This window comes from Sulfurimonas sp. (assembly GCF_028694605.1).
Lineage (GTDB): Bacteria > Campylobacterota > Campylobacteria > Campylobacterales > Sulfurimonadaceae > Sulfurimonas.
This window is the reverse complement of record NZ_JAQVKP010000005.1, coordinates 99,951-116,421: the sequence shown is the minus strand read 5'-3', so window position 1 is coordinate 116,421 and position 16,471 is coordinate 99,951. Positions and strand designations below refer to the sequence as shown.

Genomic DNA, 16,471 nt, shown 5'->3' with positions numbered 1-16,471 from the left:
GTTGATGTTTAAACTTTTTTTACTCTCTTTGTTTGCACTTCTTTTTTTGGGATGTGAAGAGAAAGTTGCGGGAGGACCTGCAAAGATACATTGGGACAGAGATATGTGTGACCGTTGTGTTATGGTGCTTAGTGATAGAAAAAACACCGTTCAGCTGCAAAACCCCACAACAAAAAAAGTCCATAAATTTGATGATATCGGTTGCATGGTTTTATGGTTCGAAGAAGAGAAAATCGACTTTAAAGATAGTGTGAAGATTTGGATTACCGATGCCATTACCGGAGAGTGGATTGATGCCAGAAGTGCATTTTACAGCTCTGAAAATGTCACTCCGATGGCATTTGGTTATAGTGCGCATGCCTCAAAACAGAGCATCAAGGAGGGTGTGGAGATTTTAACTTATGATGAGGTTGTGAAAAAAATAAAATGAAAATACATCTAAAAAACACGATCCTCTTTCAAAATATTGATGATGAGACTATAAAAAAGATAGAAAGCTTTACGACAGAACATAAGATTGGCAGAGACAACATTGTATTTTACGAGGGTGATGGGCCAAGGTATCTCTATCTTTTAGTAAAAGGTGTTATAAAGCTCTACAAAACAACCTCAAGCCACAAAGAGATAGTGCTTAAGTATTTTCATGAGAACGAACTTATCGGCGAGGTTGCAAACTTTGAGGGTATCCCTTATCCGGCAACGGCAAAGGCTTACAGTGATGTGGAATTTTTAAAGATAGACTTTGAAAAACTTAAAGAGATTATTTTTTTAAATCCAAATCTTGCTTTTAACATCCAAACATCTCTTATTAAAAAGATTAAGAATCTTGAAAATATCATCTCTACTAACTTGGTTCTGGACTCAAAAGAGAGGGTAGCAAAGTATATATACAGCCATTCGGATGATTTTTTTGAGACAAAAAATATAGAGATAGCCGAAATTTTGGGTGTTTCTCCGGAGACACTCTCACGCATACTAAAATTTTTCAAAGATAACGGCACCATCAATATAAAGAAAAAATATATAGACAGGGATGCTCTTGTCCAATACTTTTGATTTTAGAGATGCCCTTTAGTTTGTAAGATGAGGAATAACTCTATACCCAATCCCATAAACGCTCTCAATGCAGTTGCCTGATATTTTTTTTCTCAGTTTTGAGACAAGTTTGCGGACATGGAGCGTATCTAAATTTTCATTAGATGCGATATAGTATGCTGTTATCTCTTCATTTGAATAGATTTTTCCTACACTGTTTGTGAGTATTTGCAAAAAAAGAATCTCATATTTTGTAAGAGGAATCATAGTGTTATCTACTTGTAAAATATTTGTATCTTTGTCAAAAGTACAAGTTCCGTGTAATTTTATAAGTGAAGACGGAGTGGATTGATTTTGTTGTTCATTTTTTAAAATTAGTTTTTTTGTTGTTTTTTGAAGTGTACTTAGTAAATCTTGGTAGTCAATCGGTTTTTTTATAAACCGCTCCACTTTCAAGTTGATGAGCGGTATAAGGTATTTTGCATCGTCATGGGCTGAGAGCATGATAACGGTCTGAAGAGGATTGATGGCGTAAATACGCTCTACAAGTTCAACACCGTTCATACGAGGCATCTGTATATCTGAAAGAACTATATCGTAGTATTTTGACTCTTTATCGTAAAAATTTTTATATTGCTGAAGCGCTTCTTCCCCATTTTTTGCACTATCGGCATTGTTAAAAAACTTATTTAAAACCTCTCTTGTGTTTTCTCGCAGTTCATCATAATCTTCAACAAATAGAATAGAGAATTTTTTTGTATCATTTAACAGTTCTTTAAAATTCAAAGAATACCCCTTACTTCTATTTTATTAATTATACTCCTTATTGATTGCGTATTCAATAAAATAGGATACTATAACGCAAAAAAGGTTATAGAAATGGAACTGACTATCAATGGCGAAATAAAAGAGTTTTCGGATGATATTACACTTGAAAAAATATTAGAAAAACTAGAGCTTAAAGATAAAGTGATGGCAGCAGCCGTCAATATGCAAATTGTAAAACAAAACGAATGGGCAACGCACAGGCTTTGCGATGGAGATAAAATCGAACTACTTGATTTTGTCGGCGGCGGCTGATTCTATCGCCACAACGGCAATAGCATACTCCCCGTCATGCGTGATTGATAAACTTATATCCGAAATAGCAAATTTTTCGATAATTTTTTGGGTAAGCTGTAGGCTTGGAGCGCCGTTTACAGTTTTGTAAATGATTATATCGTGAAACCCACACTCAGCACCGATTCCAACACCAAGAGCTTTTGAACATGCCTCTTTTGCTGCCCAAAATCCTGAAGCTGTTTTGTGGTTTTTTACAAGAGCTATCTCATCATCAAATAAAAATTTCTCAAGCGCTCTGCTTCCAAATCTTTGGATGAAGCGCTCCATGCGGGATATTTTAATGAGATCTATTCCTATCATTACTGAATGACGAATTCTGTAAAATAGATACCGTCTATACTTCCATCTGTAATCATAGAGTTAAGTGTATCCATAATTTGCTCTGAAATTTTCTGTTTCCCTTTTTTGGAAGAAATTTCCTCAAGTGTTTTGGAAGTCAAAATCCTGATAATTCTATCTCTAATAACAGGTTTTTTGTTGTCAAGTTCCATGCTTAACTCTTTGCCGTTAAGTTCAAGCGAGATAGTTGTTTTTAGATAGCGACGTCCGGAATCGCTTTTGAGATTGACTGTGAAAGTATCAAGCGGATAAAGCGTACCTATTTGGCTTAATTTTTTTGTCCCCATCTCATCGCCGTCATCTTTTGATTTGCTAGGTGTGCTTTTTTGTTGTGTTTGAGGAGCAGCGGCTTGTTCAACCTGCTGTGGGGCTTGTGCCGCATTTTTCTCATCACTGCTCATCAAAAGGAATGCAACAACGGCACCCGCAATAATAATAAGCAGCAGTACAACGATGATGATTATCATCAGCGTATTTGACTTTTTTCCCTCGTTTGTTGCGCTTTCTTCTTTTTTCTCTTTATCCGCCATGATTTCTTCCTTGAATATTAAATATAGTCTCGTTAGTATATCAAAATTTTTTAGTCACAGATTTCTATATTTAACGTCTTTATAATCTCTTCAAATATTGCTCCGGCTTCTCTTTCGACGTCGTCATGGTATTCAAGAACAACAACGTTCTTAGTGTCGGAGATGTGACATGTATATGACTCCGGTTTTATATCATATTTTGAAGTTATTTTATCTATGGTAGAGCATACAAGTTCCCCTTCCTCTCTTCCTTCATAAGCAATTGATATTTTGGAGAATTTTTCTTCGCTTCTTACTTGTGCATCCATAAAACGCTTTCCTTTTGAGAATTTTAGAAATTATACTATCATCTAAAGTAAAGGATGTTTAAAAGCTAGTACCATTCTAAGAGTTTTGTTACTTCATCTACGATAAATGTTTTTATATTTGTCTTCTCTAAAGGTTTTTTGCAAACAAGTGCTTTAGTGATATTTTGCATATTTGCCTCTTTGAGTCTTGCGTCCATGCCATATACCTCTCTTACATCCCCGACAAGGGTTACTTCACCGATAAAGATGGTCTTTTTTGAGATGGCACGGTTGCGAAAACTGCTGATAATGGCTGCAAGCACCGCCAAATCCGCCGATGTTTCACTTATCTTTATTCCGCCCGTGACGTTGATAAAAACATCATATCCGGATAGCGGAATCTCAAGTTTTCTCTCTAAAAGTGCTAAGAGCATATTGAGCCTGTTGGTGTCAAAACCGGTTGCCTGACGTTTAGAGTTTGCAGTGTGTGACTCTGAGACAAGTGCTTGAACTTCAAGTATGATGGGGCGTGAACCCTCCATAATGACTGTAAGTGCAGAGCCTGCCTGCTCTGAATCACGGTTGAAAAAGCGTGAACCAATGTCCGTAGCCGAGACAAGTCCATCGCTGCGCATCTCAAAAACACCAATCTCGCTTGTCGGTCCAAAACGGTTTTTAAATCCACGAAGGATTCTAAGTTCTTGCGAAGAGTCACCCTCAAAGTAAAGAACGGTATCGACCATGTGTTCCAAAACTCTAGGTCCGGCGATAGAACCCTCTTTTGTGATATGTCCTATGATAAAGATGGCGATGTTTTTATCTTTTGCTATTCGCATCAGCTCAAAAGTTATCTGTCTTACTTGTGTAACAGAACCGGGGGCTGAGGCGATGTTCTCGGAGTAGAGTGTTTGGATGGAGTCTATAATCAAAAAATCATATGCTCTATGCTCTAGCTCAACCAAAACCTGTTCCAGACGAATCTCGCTCAGCAGATAAAGAGAGTTTTGGTTTGCTTTTAGGCGATTTGCACGAAGTTTTATCTGTGAAGCAGACTCCTCTCCGCTTACATAGAGTACATTTTTTCCGCTAGAAGCCAAGTCACCTCCTACTTTTAAGAGAAGCGTTGATTTTCCAACTCCCGGGCTTCCTCCGATAAGTGTGAGTGACCCGGGAACAACACCACCGCCAAGAACGGTGTCAAGCTCGTAGTTGCCGGAGCTAAAGCGAAATATCTCTTCATCCTCAATCTCGTTGATGCTGCATGCTTTTGCTCCTGAAGCAGAGGTTGATTTGGTCTGTTTTACAACTTCTTGCTGCTGTTCGTTTAGCTCTACAAAAGAGTCCCATGCTCCGCAATTTGTACATTTACCCATCCATCTTGGAGTAGTAAGCCCGCAATGTTGGCACTCGAAAAGGATTTTTTTCTTTGACATCGACAAACAACCTTAGAAAAATTTGAGAAATTATAGAGAGAAAAGTATAAAAGGTGTAAAAATATGGCAATTTGCCATATTTTTTAATAGACTTCTCATAACCTCTGTTTGTGAACGATTCTGCAACGGAAGGGTCAAATCTAGCTTGCTAGATTTGGGGTACCCACTGTGAAGCCTAAGAGAACAAACAGAGGTTATGAAAGAATTCTAATCTCCCTCTTGTGAGTAGATAGCGTCTAGCAAACCATCGACAAACTCATATTTGTCAAACGGCGTGAGATTTTCCGGCTGTTCGCCTGTTCCTACATAGAGGATAGGAAGCCCAAGCGCATAAGCGATGCTAAAAACACTTCCTCCTTTTGCCGTTCCGTCAAGCTTTGTGATAACGATACCGTCAATCCCTATCATCTCATTAAATGCTTTTGCTTGAGCTATGGCAGAGTTGCCCTGTGTGCCGTCTATAATAAGAATAGTTCTGTGCGGTGCACCGCTGTGTGCTTTGTCGCATATTCTATGAATCTTTTTAAGCTCGTTTGCGAGGTTTGTCTGAGTATGAAGTCTTCCCGCCGTATCGATAATAACGTGGTCAAACCCTTTTGACTTCGCCGAATCTATAGTGTCATAAGCAACTGCAGAGCTGTCGTGTCCTTGTTTTGAGGCAATGATTGGAATGTCAAGCTTCTTTGCCCAAAGAGTAAGCTGCTCAATCGCCGCTGCTCTAAAAGTATCCCCTGCACCAAGCATAACTTTTTTGCCCTCATTTTTATAGCGAGCAGCAAGTTTTGAGATAGTTGTTGTTTTACCCGCGCCGTTTACTCCGACAATAAGTTCAACAAAAGGAGCCGTAAATTCAGGCTCTTTGTATGAGGTGTAAGCAAGTGTGGCAAGCAGTTTTGAACGTAAAATATCACGTGTTATCTTGCTTTGGTATATCTCATTTAAGATAATCTCTACGAGTGCATATTCTACATCTGCCTCAAGCAAAATCTCCTCAATTTCCTCTTTGGTAAAGGAGGGTTTTTGTTTTGGAACTATTGATTTTATCGCCTCGGCTGTTTTGCTGAGTGATTTTTTTATAAATCCAAACATGGCTACTTTCCTAGTGCATTTTTGATGTCACTCTCGATAAACTCCTCTTCTGTTGCGCCGACATAATGGTTGATGAGTTGCCCGTTTTTGTACATTGCCATCGTTGGAATAGGATATCTCTCTCCTAGACCCAACTCTTTGACGATTGCATCGCTTAAGCGTCTGTTTTGATCGGAGTTAACTAAAACATAGTTGGCTTTGTATGTGGATGCGAATTCTTTTAGTTTCTCATTTGCTATATTATTTTCAATTGTTATACCTATGACGATGAGATTTTCTTTGTATTTTTCTTGGAGTGAGCTAAGATGTTGAGCTGCAGCACGACAAGGCGGACACCATGTCGCAAATATATCAAATATAACAATTTTGTTTTCTGCTCCCTCAAGCGTAAAATTCTGTCCTGATTTTTTGACAAGATACTCTTTGCCGTCCAAGCTTTTTAGCTTAAAATCGGTAGTTGCTATCATCTGATTTGCGTTTGCAGAAGTATCACTACCCTCTTTTTTGCTATCTGAACACCCATGAAAAAGCAGTGCGGAGAGTACGGAGAGAATAAGAATATATTTTTTTGACATTGTAAGACCTTGTTTTGTGATTTTTAGTATAAAATAGCCAAAATTATATCCATAAAGATTTAAGATGGCTCTTACAAAAACAACTTTTAGAAAAAAATGTCTTGATAAAATCAAAAACAGCTCCAAACATAACCGCTTCTATAAAAATCAAAAAATTAATTTTTGGCTTTTTGAAGAGCTGAAAAAGATAAAAAAGAGAAGAATACTTTTTTATACTTCACTCCCTTTTGAGGCAGATACGGCAAAAGCAATCAAAAAAATGAGAAAAAAATATACAATTTATGTTCCGTTTATGCAAGGCGAAAGTTTTAAGATGGTACCATTTAGGCTACCGCTGAAGAAAAAAAAATTTGGTATTTATGAAGCGGGAGCGAGTTTAAGAGATATTAAAAAAATTGATGTAGCTATAGTGCCTGTTGTTGGCGTTGACGGAAATTTACAAAGAGTTGGTTTTGGAAAAGGGATGTATGATCGTTTCTTTGCAAAGTTGAAAAAGAGACCATATACAATTTTTATACAATCAGAGTTTTGTTATACAAAAAAGTTCATCTGTGATAGTTACGATATCACTTGTGATGTGATAATTACGCCAAATATAAAAGTGCAAAATATGGCTAAAATAAGGAATAAAAGTGCTAAACGAGATACTAATTGGAGGCTCAATTGCCTCTGTTAGCGGGCTTGTGGGTTTTTTGATTTCTAAAAAAATAACGAGTGCGAATTTTGATATATATGTCGAAAAAGCAAAAGCTCAGGCAAGTGCGATAGAAAATGAAGCGCAATTGCTTCTTTATAAAGCAAACGTAAAATCTCAAGAGATAGAGTTAGAGGCTACAAAGTTGTATGAAAATGCAAAAGAGAGAGCCAAAGCTGATCTTGTGCAAAGAGAAGATGATGTTGCAAAAAAAGAGCAAACTTTTAAACGTTATAAACAAAATGAAGAGAGACGGCTTCAAGATGAAGTCGCTACTTTAAAAGCAAGACAAGTTGATTTAAAAAGAAATGAAAAATCTCTGGGTTTACTAAAAAAAAGATACGAAGAGAAGATAGATGAGGCGCTTAGTGCGGTTGGGCATTGTGCAGGAATGACACAAGAGGAGGCAAAGATACTTCTTTTGCAAAAAGTAGAAGAGAAGTCTCGTGCAGAGATAGCGCATGTTGTAAGGCGTTATGAAAATCAGGCAAGAGAAGAGGCTAAAAGAAGAGCAAACTACATTTTGGCGCAAGCGACTAGCCGTTTTGCGGGAGAGTTTGCAGCAGAGCGTTTGACAAATCTTGTTTACCTCTCCGATGATGAGCTTAAAGGGCGTATCATCGGAAAAGAGGGACGTAATATCAAAACGCTTGAGACACTTTTGGGTGTGGACATCATCATAGACGATACTCCAAATGCGATTTTGGTGAGCAGTTTTAACCTCTATCGCCGTGCTATTGCTACAAAAACATTGGAACTTCTTATCCAAGACGGGCGTATTCAACCTGCGCGCATCGAAGAGATTTACAGTAAAGTTTGTGATGAGTTTGAAGCAGAGACGCTAAGCGAGGGGGAAGAGATAGTTGTAGATCTTGATGTCGGAGTGATGCATCCTGAACTTGTCAAACTTGTCGGAAAGCTTAGATACCGCGCAAGTTATGGACAAAATGCCCTTGTACATACGCTTGAAGTTGCACATTTGGCAGGTATGATGGCTGCTGAAATGGGTGGAGATATCAGACTTGCAAAAAGAGCAGGGCTTCTTCATGACATAGGCAAAGCACTCACTCATGAACATGAGGGTAACCATGTCGATTTGGGAGCGCAGATTTGCAATCGTTATAATGAGCATAGTATAGTTATAAATGCGATTTATGCACATCATGGACATGAGGAGATAAACTCCATCGAGTGTGGTGCGGTTTGTGCGGCAGATGCACTCTCGGCGGCAAGACCGGGTGCTAGGCGAGAAGTGCTTGAGAGTTTCTTAAAAAGAGTGACTGCCATAGAGGAGATAGCTTCTGAACATACAGGAGTAAAACAAGCCTATGCCATCAATGCCGGGCGAGAGGTAAGAGTTATCGTCAATGCTTCACTGGTAAATGATGATGAGTCGGTTCTTCTGGCAAAAGAGATAGCAAAAGAGATAGAAGAGAAAGTGCAGTACCCGGGCGATATAAAAGTAAACGTTATCCGTGAGAGCAGAGCAGTTGAGTTTGCTAGATAAATCTAGTAAATATCTTCTGCATCGTTAATCTCTGAATCATCATAAGGATCCATGTGCATAAGAACATGGGCTTTTTTCTCTTTAAAATGCTCTTTGATTTTAAGTTCTAGTTTGTCTGCAACAAGATGGGCATCATAAAGTGATATGCTTATGTTATAGACTAGATGCACAGAGATAAAAACATGCGAGCCTGACTCTCTTGTGCGAAGGTGATGGAAATTGGTCACTGCTTTGTCGCTTTGCAAAATAGTTTTGATGTTTTCTATCTCTTCTTCGGGAAGTGCCGCATCAAGCAGCATAAGAATCCCCTCTTTGATGATGGGCATAGCCGAGTAAATCATATAGATACCGATACCGACACCAAGAATAGGGTCAAAAAGCTGCTCCCCGCTTATAGTGACAAGCCCAAGAGCCAAAAGCACGGCGCCATTTGAGATAATATCTGTTTTATAATGCAGAGCGTCTGCTTTGATGACCATATTGCCCGTTTTTTTTGCTACTCTGTTTAAAAAAAGTACAAGAAAAGAGGTGATGATGATAGAGACAACCATCACGGCAATACTTGTCTCCATATATTCCATCTCTCGCGGATGCGCAATTTTTACAAGTGCTTCATAGAGGATAAAAAGAGCAGAGAGTGAGATAACAGTTCCCTCAATAACCGCTGCAAGGGGTTCTATCTTGCTGCGTCCATAGTTGAAATTATCGTCAGGGTCTTTTTCTGCGTTGTGCAGGGCAAAGTAGTTAAATAAAGAGACTGTCAAGTCAAGCAAAGAGTCGATAGCAGATGCCAAAACGGCGATAGAACCGCTGAGTATCCCCACCGCCATCTTTATTATCATAAGAAGTGTTGCTACAGATGTAGATACTACTGTTGCCTTTTTTTCTATTCTCATTTATGCTCCTTGCACCTTTTAAGGTACAATTATAATAAATTTAAGATATCACAGTGATTAAAATGAATATAGAAGAGTTGAGAAAAGAGCGTGCAAAGTGGATGGAGTGGAAAAATATTGCTCCTTTAAGAGAAGCTTTGGCAAATCTGCCCGATGGTTCATGGGAAGTTGAGTTAAATGATGCGGTTACCGTTAAAGGCGAAGCCGTCGCAAACATAGAGGAGACGGCAAGACTTATGATGCCTTGGCGCAAAGGACCGTTTGGGCTTTTTGACACATATATAGACTCAGAGTGGCAAAGCTTTGTAAAATACAATCTTTTGAGAAAACATTTTGATTTAAAAGATAAGAGAGTTGCCGATATAGGGTGTAACAACGGGTATTATCTCTTTAGGATGCAAGAAGATGCGCCGAAGCTGTTAGTTGGTTTTGACCCATCGCCGCTCTTTAAGACGCAATTTGATTTTATCAACCATTTTGTAAAGAGCGATATCGTTTATGAGCTTTTGGGTGTGGAACATGTGGAGTTTTACGAGCAGAAGTTTGACACAATCTTTTGTTTGGGAGTTCTCTACCATAGAAGCGACCCTGTGGCGATGTTAAAATCTCTCTATAAAGGGCTTGATAAAGAGGGCGAACTCTTTTTAGATACTTTTTATATTGAGGGAGAGGATGAGATGTGTTTAACCCCTGCATCCTCTTACTCAAAGATACCAAATATCTATTTTGTGCCTACTGTCAATGCTCTTAAAAACTGGTGTTTGCGTGCCGGATTTGATAGTTTTGAGGTTTTAGAAACCTCTAAGACCGATGCAAGCGAGCAGAGAAAGACTTCATGGATAGAGGGGCAGTCTTTGGAGGATTTTTTAGATAAAGAGGACAGTAGTAAAACGGTTGAAGGCTACCCTGCACCCGCTAGAGTCTATGTAAGAGCAAAAAAGGAGAAAAAATGAACCAAGCACGACAAGAGATGGAAGATGATGATTTGGAGATTAATGAGTACAAGAATAAAGATGAAGTACTCCTTACAACACATGAGCGTATAAATAGGGATTTATGCGGTGAGATAGAAAAATTAGAACAAGGCTATGTCAATCTCAAGCTTGTAACAACACAAGAGATGATTGCCGACTCGATGGGATTGATTCATGGCGGATTTATCTTTAGTGCGGCTGATTTTGCTGCAATGGCGGCGGTAAACGAGAGAAATGTTGTTTTGGTGGCTAGTGATTGTCAGTTTTTATCGCCTGTAAAATTTGGAGATATCGTTAATTTTACTGCAAAAGTGCGCCATAAAGAGGGAAGAAAAAGAAATGTTCATGTAACGGCAAATGTGCTTGATATCAAGGTTTTTGAAGGTGAGTTTAAAACAGTCGTGACAGAGCGACATGTTCTTAAACTCAAGCTCAGCGCTGAAGAGAGCGACGAAGGTTAAAGGTTTGCTATCCAGTAGTCGCTGTATTGCTGCTCTTGTTTGATGGTGGTTGTGCCACCGTGTCCCGGATAGATGGTCTTGTCATAAGGTATCTCTTTAAATCTTCTTAGCGACTCTTTCATCTCTTTTGGGGATGAGTAGGGAAAGTCCGTACGCCCGATAGAACGCTCAAAGATAAAGTCACCGCTAAAGAGTGCATCTCCTATCTCTATCATAGAACATCCGGGAGTATGTCCGGGAAAATGTAAAAATTTTACTTTCACTCCATCAAAATCAAACTCTTGATTTGCTTCTACTTCAACATCGGGATAAGAGGGCGGCAAATCCGGCATCCAAGAACTCTCTTGAAGCAGCATGACATCCTCTTTTGGGGTGTATAGCGGAATTTTTAGCTTCTCTTGTAACTCGGCGTTGCTCCAAACATGGTCAAAATGCCCATGAGTGTTGAAGATGACAACGGGGTTTGTCACATTTTGCATTACCCATTTTGTTGCCCCCATCCCAGGGTCTATAATAAAATCTTTTCCATCCACGCTTACGATATAGCAGTTTGTCTGATAATCGCCCATCGGTCTTGCTTTGACTTGCATAAGTTGCTCTTTTTTGCGAAATTATAACATCGGTTACCAAAATTCGATATAATAATTTTCTTTAAAGTTTACCAAAGGTTGATGATGCGCAAATACGAACTTATAACAGAACATCTTTGCTGTTTTTTAGATGATGAGGTTCGTAAGACGGGTATCCAAAATGTTGTTTTGGGTCTTAGCGGCGGAATTGATTCTGCTGTTGTTGCGCTTCTGGCACAGAGAGTTTTTGGGGAGAGACTGCTTTGCGTTATGATGCCCTCGCACTACTCTTCACAAAGTTCTCTTGATGATGCAAAGGAGCTCTGCTCTAAGTTTGGGCTGCGCAGTGTTACTGCTTCGATTGAGGGGATGCTTAAAGCCTATGAAGAGCAAAACCACGATATGGACAACCTCAGACGTGGCAATCTCTCTGCACGCCTCAGAATGGCGACCGTCTTTGACATTTCGGCAAAAGAGAGAGCTTTGGTCTTGGGTACAAGCAACAAAAGCGAGCTGATGCTTGGATATGGTACGCTTTATGGCGATTTGGCAAGTGCGCTTAACCCTATAGGTGATTTGTATAAGAGTGAAGTGTATGAACTAGCGGAGTATTTGGGCGTGACGGAGGCGATTATCCATAAAGCTCCATCTGCCGATTTATGGCATGGGCAGAGTGATGAAGCAGACCTTGGTTACAGTTATGCCGAGTTGGATGCGGTACTTAAGCTCTATGTGGAAGAGCGGCTAAGTAAAGATGAGATTATCGCACAAGGGCATAGTAAAGAGATGCTTGAGATGATAATGGAGCGGATTTACCGCAACCAGTTTAAGAGAAAGATGCCGCTTATCGCAAAACTTACCTCTCGAACGATAAACCATGATTTTAACTACCCGCGAGATATCAGACTATAAGGAGAAGAGATGAAAGTTGCATTTTGTAAGTATGAGAGCAGTAGAGAGGCGCACTCCAATGTGAGTGATGTTTTAGACGGCGAGGATATCGATCAGGTAAAAGAGCTTGAAGAGGAGTTTGCCTCTTACGTGGATGCCAAGTATGCACTCGCAACATCACATGGAACGGCAGCGCTTCATTTGGCTATGTTGGCACTTGACCTTAAACGAGGCGATAAGGTTGTCTGCTCTGTAAATGCACACCCAAGCGTGCCGGAAGTTGTACGCCATTTTGATGCGGAACCTGTTTTTATCGACATTGATGCGCAAACCTACAATATCAACCTTGATAAACTAGAAGCCTATCTTGAAGATAACAAAGCTAAAAAACTAAAAGCTGTTATCATTACTCATGTGGCGGGTTTATGTGCCGATTTGAGCAGGCTTTACGCTATGGCAACCATCTATGATGTTAAAATCGTAGAAGATGCAAGTGAGGCTCTTGGTGCAACATATAAAGGCAAAAAAATAGGCTCCACGGGTGCGGATATTACCTGTTTCAACTTCTCTTCACACCTTAAAAAAGATGTCTGCAACGGCGGCATGCTTGTGAGCAACTCTGAGGAGATTATCACAAGAGCAAGACTTTTAAGCTCCCATGCAATGGTGCGTGATGAGGACTCTTTGGAGTATGTTTATGATGTAACAGACATCGGTTTTGACTACTCTATGAGCCAGTTGGATGCTGCCTATATTCGGGCAAAAGTCGGAGAACAGGATGCAAATCTTGAGAGGATTCAAGAGATAGCGCAGATGTACAACAAAGCACTTGATGGAGTAAACCACATCTCCATACCAAAGACAAATGCGGAGCATCCGTACTCTCTTTATATTATCAAAGTTGATAAAAACAGAGACTCTTTTGCGTTGGAGCTTAAAAAGCATGGCGTTGAAGTCGGTCTTCATTACATCCCGCTTCACTTTTTGTCATACTACAAGCATAAGTATCTCTTAAAGGTAAACAACTTTCCCATAGCACTTACCACATACCAGCAGGTGATGTCTCTGCCTATCTATGCGAGTATGCAAAATAAAGAGGTGCAGTATGTTATCGATAAAGTCAAAGCAGTTGCTGCAACAAGAGTATAGTGTTTGAAAAAAAAGCTTATCTTTTGGGTTGAGGAGTACTTCTACAACCCAAATTTCTTCCAAAAAATCGTCTCGTTTCTCCTTTTACCGCTGAGTCTGTTTTACTGTTTTGTGATGTTTTTACGTTTTAAAAGCAAAAGGGCGGAGGATTTTGGCATCGCAGTTGTCGGTGTCGGAAATCTCACAGTCGGCGGAAGCGGCAAAACTCCGCTTGTGACCGCTCTTGCTTTACGCTATGAAGATGCGGCGGTTGTATTGCGAGGTTACGGACGAGAGAGTAAAGGGCTTTTTGCAGTTAGCGATAGAGGCAAAATCCTTTGCGATGTTGCTATAAGCGGAGATGAGGCGATGATTTACGCACGCAAACTCCCAAATGCGGTTGTGATAGTTAGTGAAGATAGAAAAGATGGTATAAAAAGAGCAAAAGAGATGGGCGCAAAAATCATCTTTTTGGATGATGCCTACTCTAAACATGATATAAAAAAGCTTGACTTTATTATAGAAGTAGTGAGTAAAAACTCCTTTTGTTTGCCATCAGGACCATTTAGAGAGAGGCTTTGGAGTACAAAAGAGGTTGTTACGCTAAAAGAGGGAGTTGATTTTAAAAGAGTAGTTACACTTCAAAATAAAAGTGATAAAATGTCGCTTTTAACTGCCATTGCAAGACCGCAGCGGCTTGATGCGTATCTGCCCGAAGTAGTGAGTAAAAACTACTTTGAAGACCATCATGTTTTCCTTGAAGAGGAGGCTTTGGAGATTTTGCAAAGAGATAGTTCGGACACTATTTTGGTAACTTACAAAGATTTTGTAAAGTTGGAACAGTTTGGTTTGCCGCTCTCGCTGCTTGACTTGGATGTGCAGGTGCGTGAAGATATTTTTAAAATTATAGATGATTACAGGGGAAAATATGCAAAAAAAGATTGAAACAGTTCAAACACTTCTTGAGGCTTTACCGTTTATAAAAGAGTTTCAGGGAGAGACTATCGTCATAAAGTACGGCGGTTCGGCGCAAGAGACGCCGCAGCTCAAAGAGAAGTTCGCAGAGGATATTTTACTGATGTATCTGGTCGGAATTAAACCCGTTATCGTGCATGGCGGCGGCAGGCAGATAAACGAGATGCTTGATGCACTCAAAATCGATACAAAATTTATCGACGGACAACGTGTAACTTCAAAAGAGGTTATGCGTATCGTGGAAATGGTACTTAGCGGCGAGATAAATAAAGAGATAGCTTCTCTTCTTAACTCTCACGGTGCAAAAGCCATAGGTATCAGCGGAAAAGATGCACACTTCATCTCCGCAAAATCAAAAGATTTCGCAAAATGGGGACTTACGGGCAACATAACAAATGTTAAAGCAGAGGTGATTGAAAATCTTATCGCAGAGAAGTTTATCCCTGTTATCGCTCCTATCGCCGCAGGGAGCGAGCTTGGACACCCGGGGTTTAATATAAATGCAGACTTGTGCGCTTCTTATGTCGCAAAAGCTATCGGTGCTAACAAAATCATCTTTTTAACAGACACGGCAGGCGTACTAAACAACAACAAAGAACTTTTCAGCACGCTTACAAAAGCCGAGATAGAAGCACTCAAAGCGGACGGCACTATTCACGGTGGTATGGTGCCAAAGGTGGATGCGTGTCTTGAAGCCATTGAGGGCGGAGTTCATAAAGCACATATCATTGACGGCAGGATAGAACACTCCATGCTGTTGGAGCTTTTCACATCCGCAGGTGTCGGAACACAGATAACGCTCTAACTTTGTCTTGCCATCTTATAAAAGAGTTTCTCGCTTGAAAGTTCTTTTGGGATGGAAGTTTCATGCAAGATGTTGTCGCCCAGTATCTTTGCAAGATAGGGAGCCAAAACAAAGCCTCTTGAGCCAAGAGCATTGATGATGTAGGCATTTTGGTGGCACTCTAGCAAATTTGGTGGTATCTTTGTGCCGTTTTTGATGGATGGGTACTTTTTGAGGCTTGCATCAAAATCATAAATCTTGCCGATAACGGGAAAGTAGCTCTTTATCGTTGCTCTTGCACCTCTATGGACTTTTGTGATTTCTAAATCTTCTAGTTTTATAAGCTCATTTGCTTCTCTCAGTAGTGTCTCAACTTGCCCCGCTTCCGTGTTTACGTAAAAAGCGCATTTGTCACATGAGGTTAAACACTCCATTTTTGCGGTGTTATGTCTCTCTTTTGTTGCACCGATGGCAACTGTACCGTCGCTTTTGGTTGTGGAGATAGAGATGGATTTGTGGATGTTAAAAGGCACTTTTGTAGATGTTTTTATATCTATTTTTACCCCAAAAATCGGCGCTATCTCTATATATGGAGTTTGCACCAAGGGCTTGAGTACCCCTTGGGCAAGAATAATATTCTTTGCTCTAACTTCCCCAAAAAGATAAAACCCATCTTCAAACCACAATTCTTTTACATCTTGTTTATAAAAATCCGACCCTCTCAAAAGCTCTTCACAAACCTCACGAGGGTTTAAAATGGCTGCATTTTCGTAAAAATAGCCATCTATTTTCCTGAAATTTGGTGAAAGTGTTTGCAGCCTCTCAGCAGAGACAAAGCGGCTCTCTATGGCACTGGAGCTTAGTTTGCCATCATCAAAATTTGCATTTGCAATCCGCAAAACACCTTTTTTGACAACTGCATGAGGTGCAAAATTTTCATAAAACGCAAGACTGTATGCAAGAGCCTCATTGACAAAAGTGTTGTATGGATTTGCTTTTCCGGGAAGCGGAGACAAAAATGCACCAGCGGCTCCGCTGCCACCGCCCGCAACTCCCTCTTGGTCTATCACGGCAACTTTTTTGCCTTTTTTTTGCAGATAGTGAGCGACGTTACACCCAGCGCTTCCGGCTCCGATAATTACAAAATCATATGTTTTCATTGGCGTATTGTAATGTGTTGTG

21 protein-coding genes are annotated in these 16,471 nt (G+C 40.0%); 11 read left to right on the top strand and 10 right to left on the bottom strand.

Annotation, left to right across the window (positions count from 1 at the left end; genetic code table 11):
- The first annotated feature begins 4 nt into the window (after positions 1-4).
- Positions 5-430, top strand: coding sequence for a hypothetical protein (locus PHY84_RS04455; RefSeq protein WP_299858152.1), 426 nt, complete (start codon positions 5-7; stop codon positions 428-430).
- Positions 427-1,056 carry a Crp/Fnr family transcriptional regulator gene (locus tag PHY84_RS04450; protein ID WP_299858151.1) on the top strand — a complete coding sequence of 210 codons (630 nt, stop codon included), beginning with the start codon at positions 427-429 and terminating at the stop codon, positions 1,054-1,056. The genes PHY84_RS04455 and PHY84_RS04450 overlap by 4 nt, the downstream gene beginning before the upstream one ends.
- A gap of 15 nt (positions 1,057-1,071) precedes the next feature.
- Here the strand turns inward: PHY84_RS04450 and PHY84_RS04445 are convergent, their stop codons facing one another.
- A complete protein-coding gene (locus PHY84_RS04445; RefSeq protein ID WP_299858150.1) occupies positions 1,072-1,821 on the bottom strand; it encodes a response regulator transcription factor in 750 nt (249 codons plus the stop codon).
- A gap of 93 nt (positions 1,822-1,914) precedes the next feature.
- On the opposite strand from PHY84_RS04445, the gene thiS reads away from it, so the two are divergent.
- Entirely contained in the window at positions 1,915-2,115 is a 201-nt protein-coding gene (thiS, locus tag PHY84_RS04440) for a sulfur carrier protein ThiS (RefSeq protein WP_299858149.1), read from the top strand.
- Here the strand turns inward: thiS and acpS are convergent.
- The 6 genes from acpS to PHY84_RS04410 all read right to left on the bottom strand — a co-directional run bounded on the left by acpS (position 2,089) and on the right by PHY84_RS04410 (position 6,410).
- The gene (gene acpS / locus PHY84_RS04435; protein WP_299858148.1) at positions 2,089-2,457 is read right to left on the bottom strand and encodes a holo-ACP synthase; all 369 of its coding nucleotides are present in this window, start codon (positions 2,455-2,457) and stop codon (positions 2,089-2,091) included. The two genes, thiS and acpS, sit on opposite strands and share 27 nt — an antisense overlap.
- Positions 2,457-3,026 (bottom strand): flagellar basal body-associated protein FliL, encoded by a 570-nt coding sequence (gene fliL / locus PHY84_RS04430; RefSeq protein WP_299858147.1) that lies wholly within the window; start codon positions 3,024-3,026, stop codon positions 2,457-2,459. Before fliL ends, acpS begins: the two co-directional genes overlap by 1 nt.
- Positions 3,027-3,076: 50 nt before the next feature.
- Positions 3,077-3,334 (bottom strand): hypothetical protein, encoded by a 258-nt coding sequence (locus PHY84_RS04425; RefSeq protein ID WP_299858146.1) that lies wholly within the window; start codon positions 3,332-3,334, stop codon positions 3,077-3,079.
- 65 nt (positions 3,335-3,399) lie between these two features.
- Positions 3,400-4,746 (bottom strand): DNA repair protein RadA, encoded by a 1,347-nt coding sequence (gene radA, locus PHY84_RS04420; protein WP_299858145.1) that lies wholly within the window; start codon positions 4,744-4,746, stop codon positions 3,400-3,402.
- 207 nt (positions 4,747-4,953) lie between these two features.
- Complete coding sequence (ftsY, locus tag PHY84_RS04415) at positions 4,954-5,835, bottom strand: signal recognition particle-docking protein FtsY (protein WP_299858144.1); 882 nt, start codon at positions 5,833-5,835, stop codon at positions 4,954-4,956.
- A 2-nt stretch (positions 5,836-5,837) separates the two neighbouring features.
- Complete coding sequence (locus tag PHY84_RS04410; protein WP_299858143.1) at positions 5,838-6,410, bottom strand: TlpA disulfide reductase family protein; 573 nt, start codon at positions 6,408-6,410, stop codon at positions 5,838-5,840.
- A 64-nt stretch (positions 6,411-6,474) separates the two neighbouring features.
- Between PHY84_RS04410 and PHY84_RS04405 the strand changes: the two genes are divergently transcribed.
- Together PHY84_RS04405 and rny are read left to right on the top strand one after the other, a co-directional pair.
- The gene (locus PHY84_RS04405) at positions 6,475-7,086 is read left to right on the top strand and encodes a 5-formyltetrahydrofolate cyclo-ligase (protein ID WP_299858142.1); all 612 of its coding nucleotides are present in this window, start codon (positions 6,475-6,477) and stop codon (positions 7,084-7,086) included.
- Entirely contained in the window at positions 7,043-8,611 is a 1,569-nt protein-coding gene (gene rny, locus PHY84_RS04400) for a ribonuclease Y (RefSeq protein ID WP_299858140.1), read from the top strand. The genes PHY84_RS04405 and rny overlap by 44 nt, the downstream gene beginning before the upstream one ends.
- 2 nt (positions 8,612-8,613) lie before the next feature.
- On the opposite strand, the gene PHY84_RS04395 is transcribed toward rny, so the two are convergent.
- Positions 8,614-9,507, bottom strand: coding sequence for a cation diffusion facilitator family transporter (locus PHY84_RS04395; protein ID WP_299858139.1), 894 nt, complete (start codon positions 9,505-9,507; stop codon positions 8,614-8,616).
- A 62-nt stretch (positions 9,508-9,569) separates the two neighbouring features.
- Here PHY84_RS04395 and cmoB point away from each other — a divergent pair, with 62 nt between their 5' ends.
- Both cmoB and PHY84_RS04385 read left to right on the top strand, forming a co-directional pair.
- Positions 9,570-10,460, top strand: a complete 891-nt coding sequence (cmoB, locus tag PHY84_RS04390; RefSeq protein ID WP_299858138.1) for a tRNA 5-methoxyuridine(34)/uridine 5-oxyacetic acid(34) synthase CmoB — start codon at positions 9,570-9,572, stop codon at positions 10,458-10,460.
- Positions 10,457-10,942: a hotdog domain-containing protein gene (locus tag PHY84_RS04385; RefSeq protein ID WP_299858137.1), complete on the top strand. Its 486-nt coding sequence runs from the start codon at positions 10,457-10,459 to the stop codon at positions 10,940-10,942. Before cmoB ends, PHY84_RS04385 begins: the two co-directional genes overlap by 4 nt.
- Here PHY84_RS04385 and PHY84_RS04380 read toward each other — a convergent pair.
- Positions 10,939-11,532, bottom strand: a complete 594-nt coding sequence (locus tag PHY84_RS04380) for an MBL fold metallo-hydrolase (RefSeq protein WP_299858136.1) — start codon at positions 11,530-11,532, stop codon at positions 10,939-10,941. The two genes, PHY84_RS04385 and PHY84_RS04380, sit on opposite strands and share 4 nt — an antisense overlap.
- A gap of 84 nt (positions 11,533-11,616) precedes the next feature.
- Between PHY84_RS04380 and PHY84_RS04375 the strand changes: the two genes are divergently transcribed.
- From PHY84_RS04375 to argB, 4 genes are read left to right on the top strand one after another with little or no spacing between them, the layout of a single operon-like run.
- A complete protein-coding gene (locus PHY84_RS04375; RefSeq protein WP_299858135.1) occupies positions 11,617-12,423 on the top strand; it encodes an NAD+ synthase in 807 nt (268 codons plus the stop codon).
- A 9-nt stretch (positions 12,424-12,432) separates the two neighbouring features.
- On the top strand, positions 12,433-13,551 hold the full coding sequence (locus PHY84_RS04370; RefSeq protein ID WP_299858134.1) for a DegT/DnrJ/EryC1/StrS aminotransferase family protein: 1,119 nt from the start codon (positions 12,433-12,435) through the stop codon (positions 13,549-13,551).
- Between the two features lie 3 nt (positions 13,552-13,554).
- Positions 13,555-14,475, top strand: a complete 921-nt coding sequence (locus PHY84_RS04365) for a tetraacyldisaccharide 4'-kinase (RefSeq protein WP_299858133.1) — start codon at positions 13,555-13,557, stop codon at positions 14,473-14,475.
- Positions 14,459-15,310: an acetylglutamate kinase gene (gene argB, locus PHY84_RS04360; RefSeq protein WP_299858132.1), complete on the top strand. Its 852-nt coding sequence runs from the start codon at positions 14,459-14,461 to the stop codon at positions 15,308-15,310. Before PHY84_RS04365 ends, argB begins: the two co-directional genes overlap by 17 nt.
- On the opposite strand, the gene PHY84_RS04355 is transcribed toward argB, so the two are convergent.
- The gene (locus tag PHY84_RS04355; protein WP_299858131.1) at positions 15,307-16,449 is read right to left on the bottom strand and encodes an FAD-binding oxidoreductase; all 1,143 of its coding nucleotides are present in this window, start codon (positions 16,447-16,449) and stop codon (positions 15,307-15,309) included. The two genes, argB and PHY84_RS04355, sit on opposite strands and share 4 nt — an antisense overlap.
- Between the last annotated feature and the right edge of the window lie 22 nt (positions 16,450-16,471).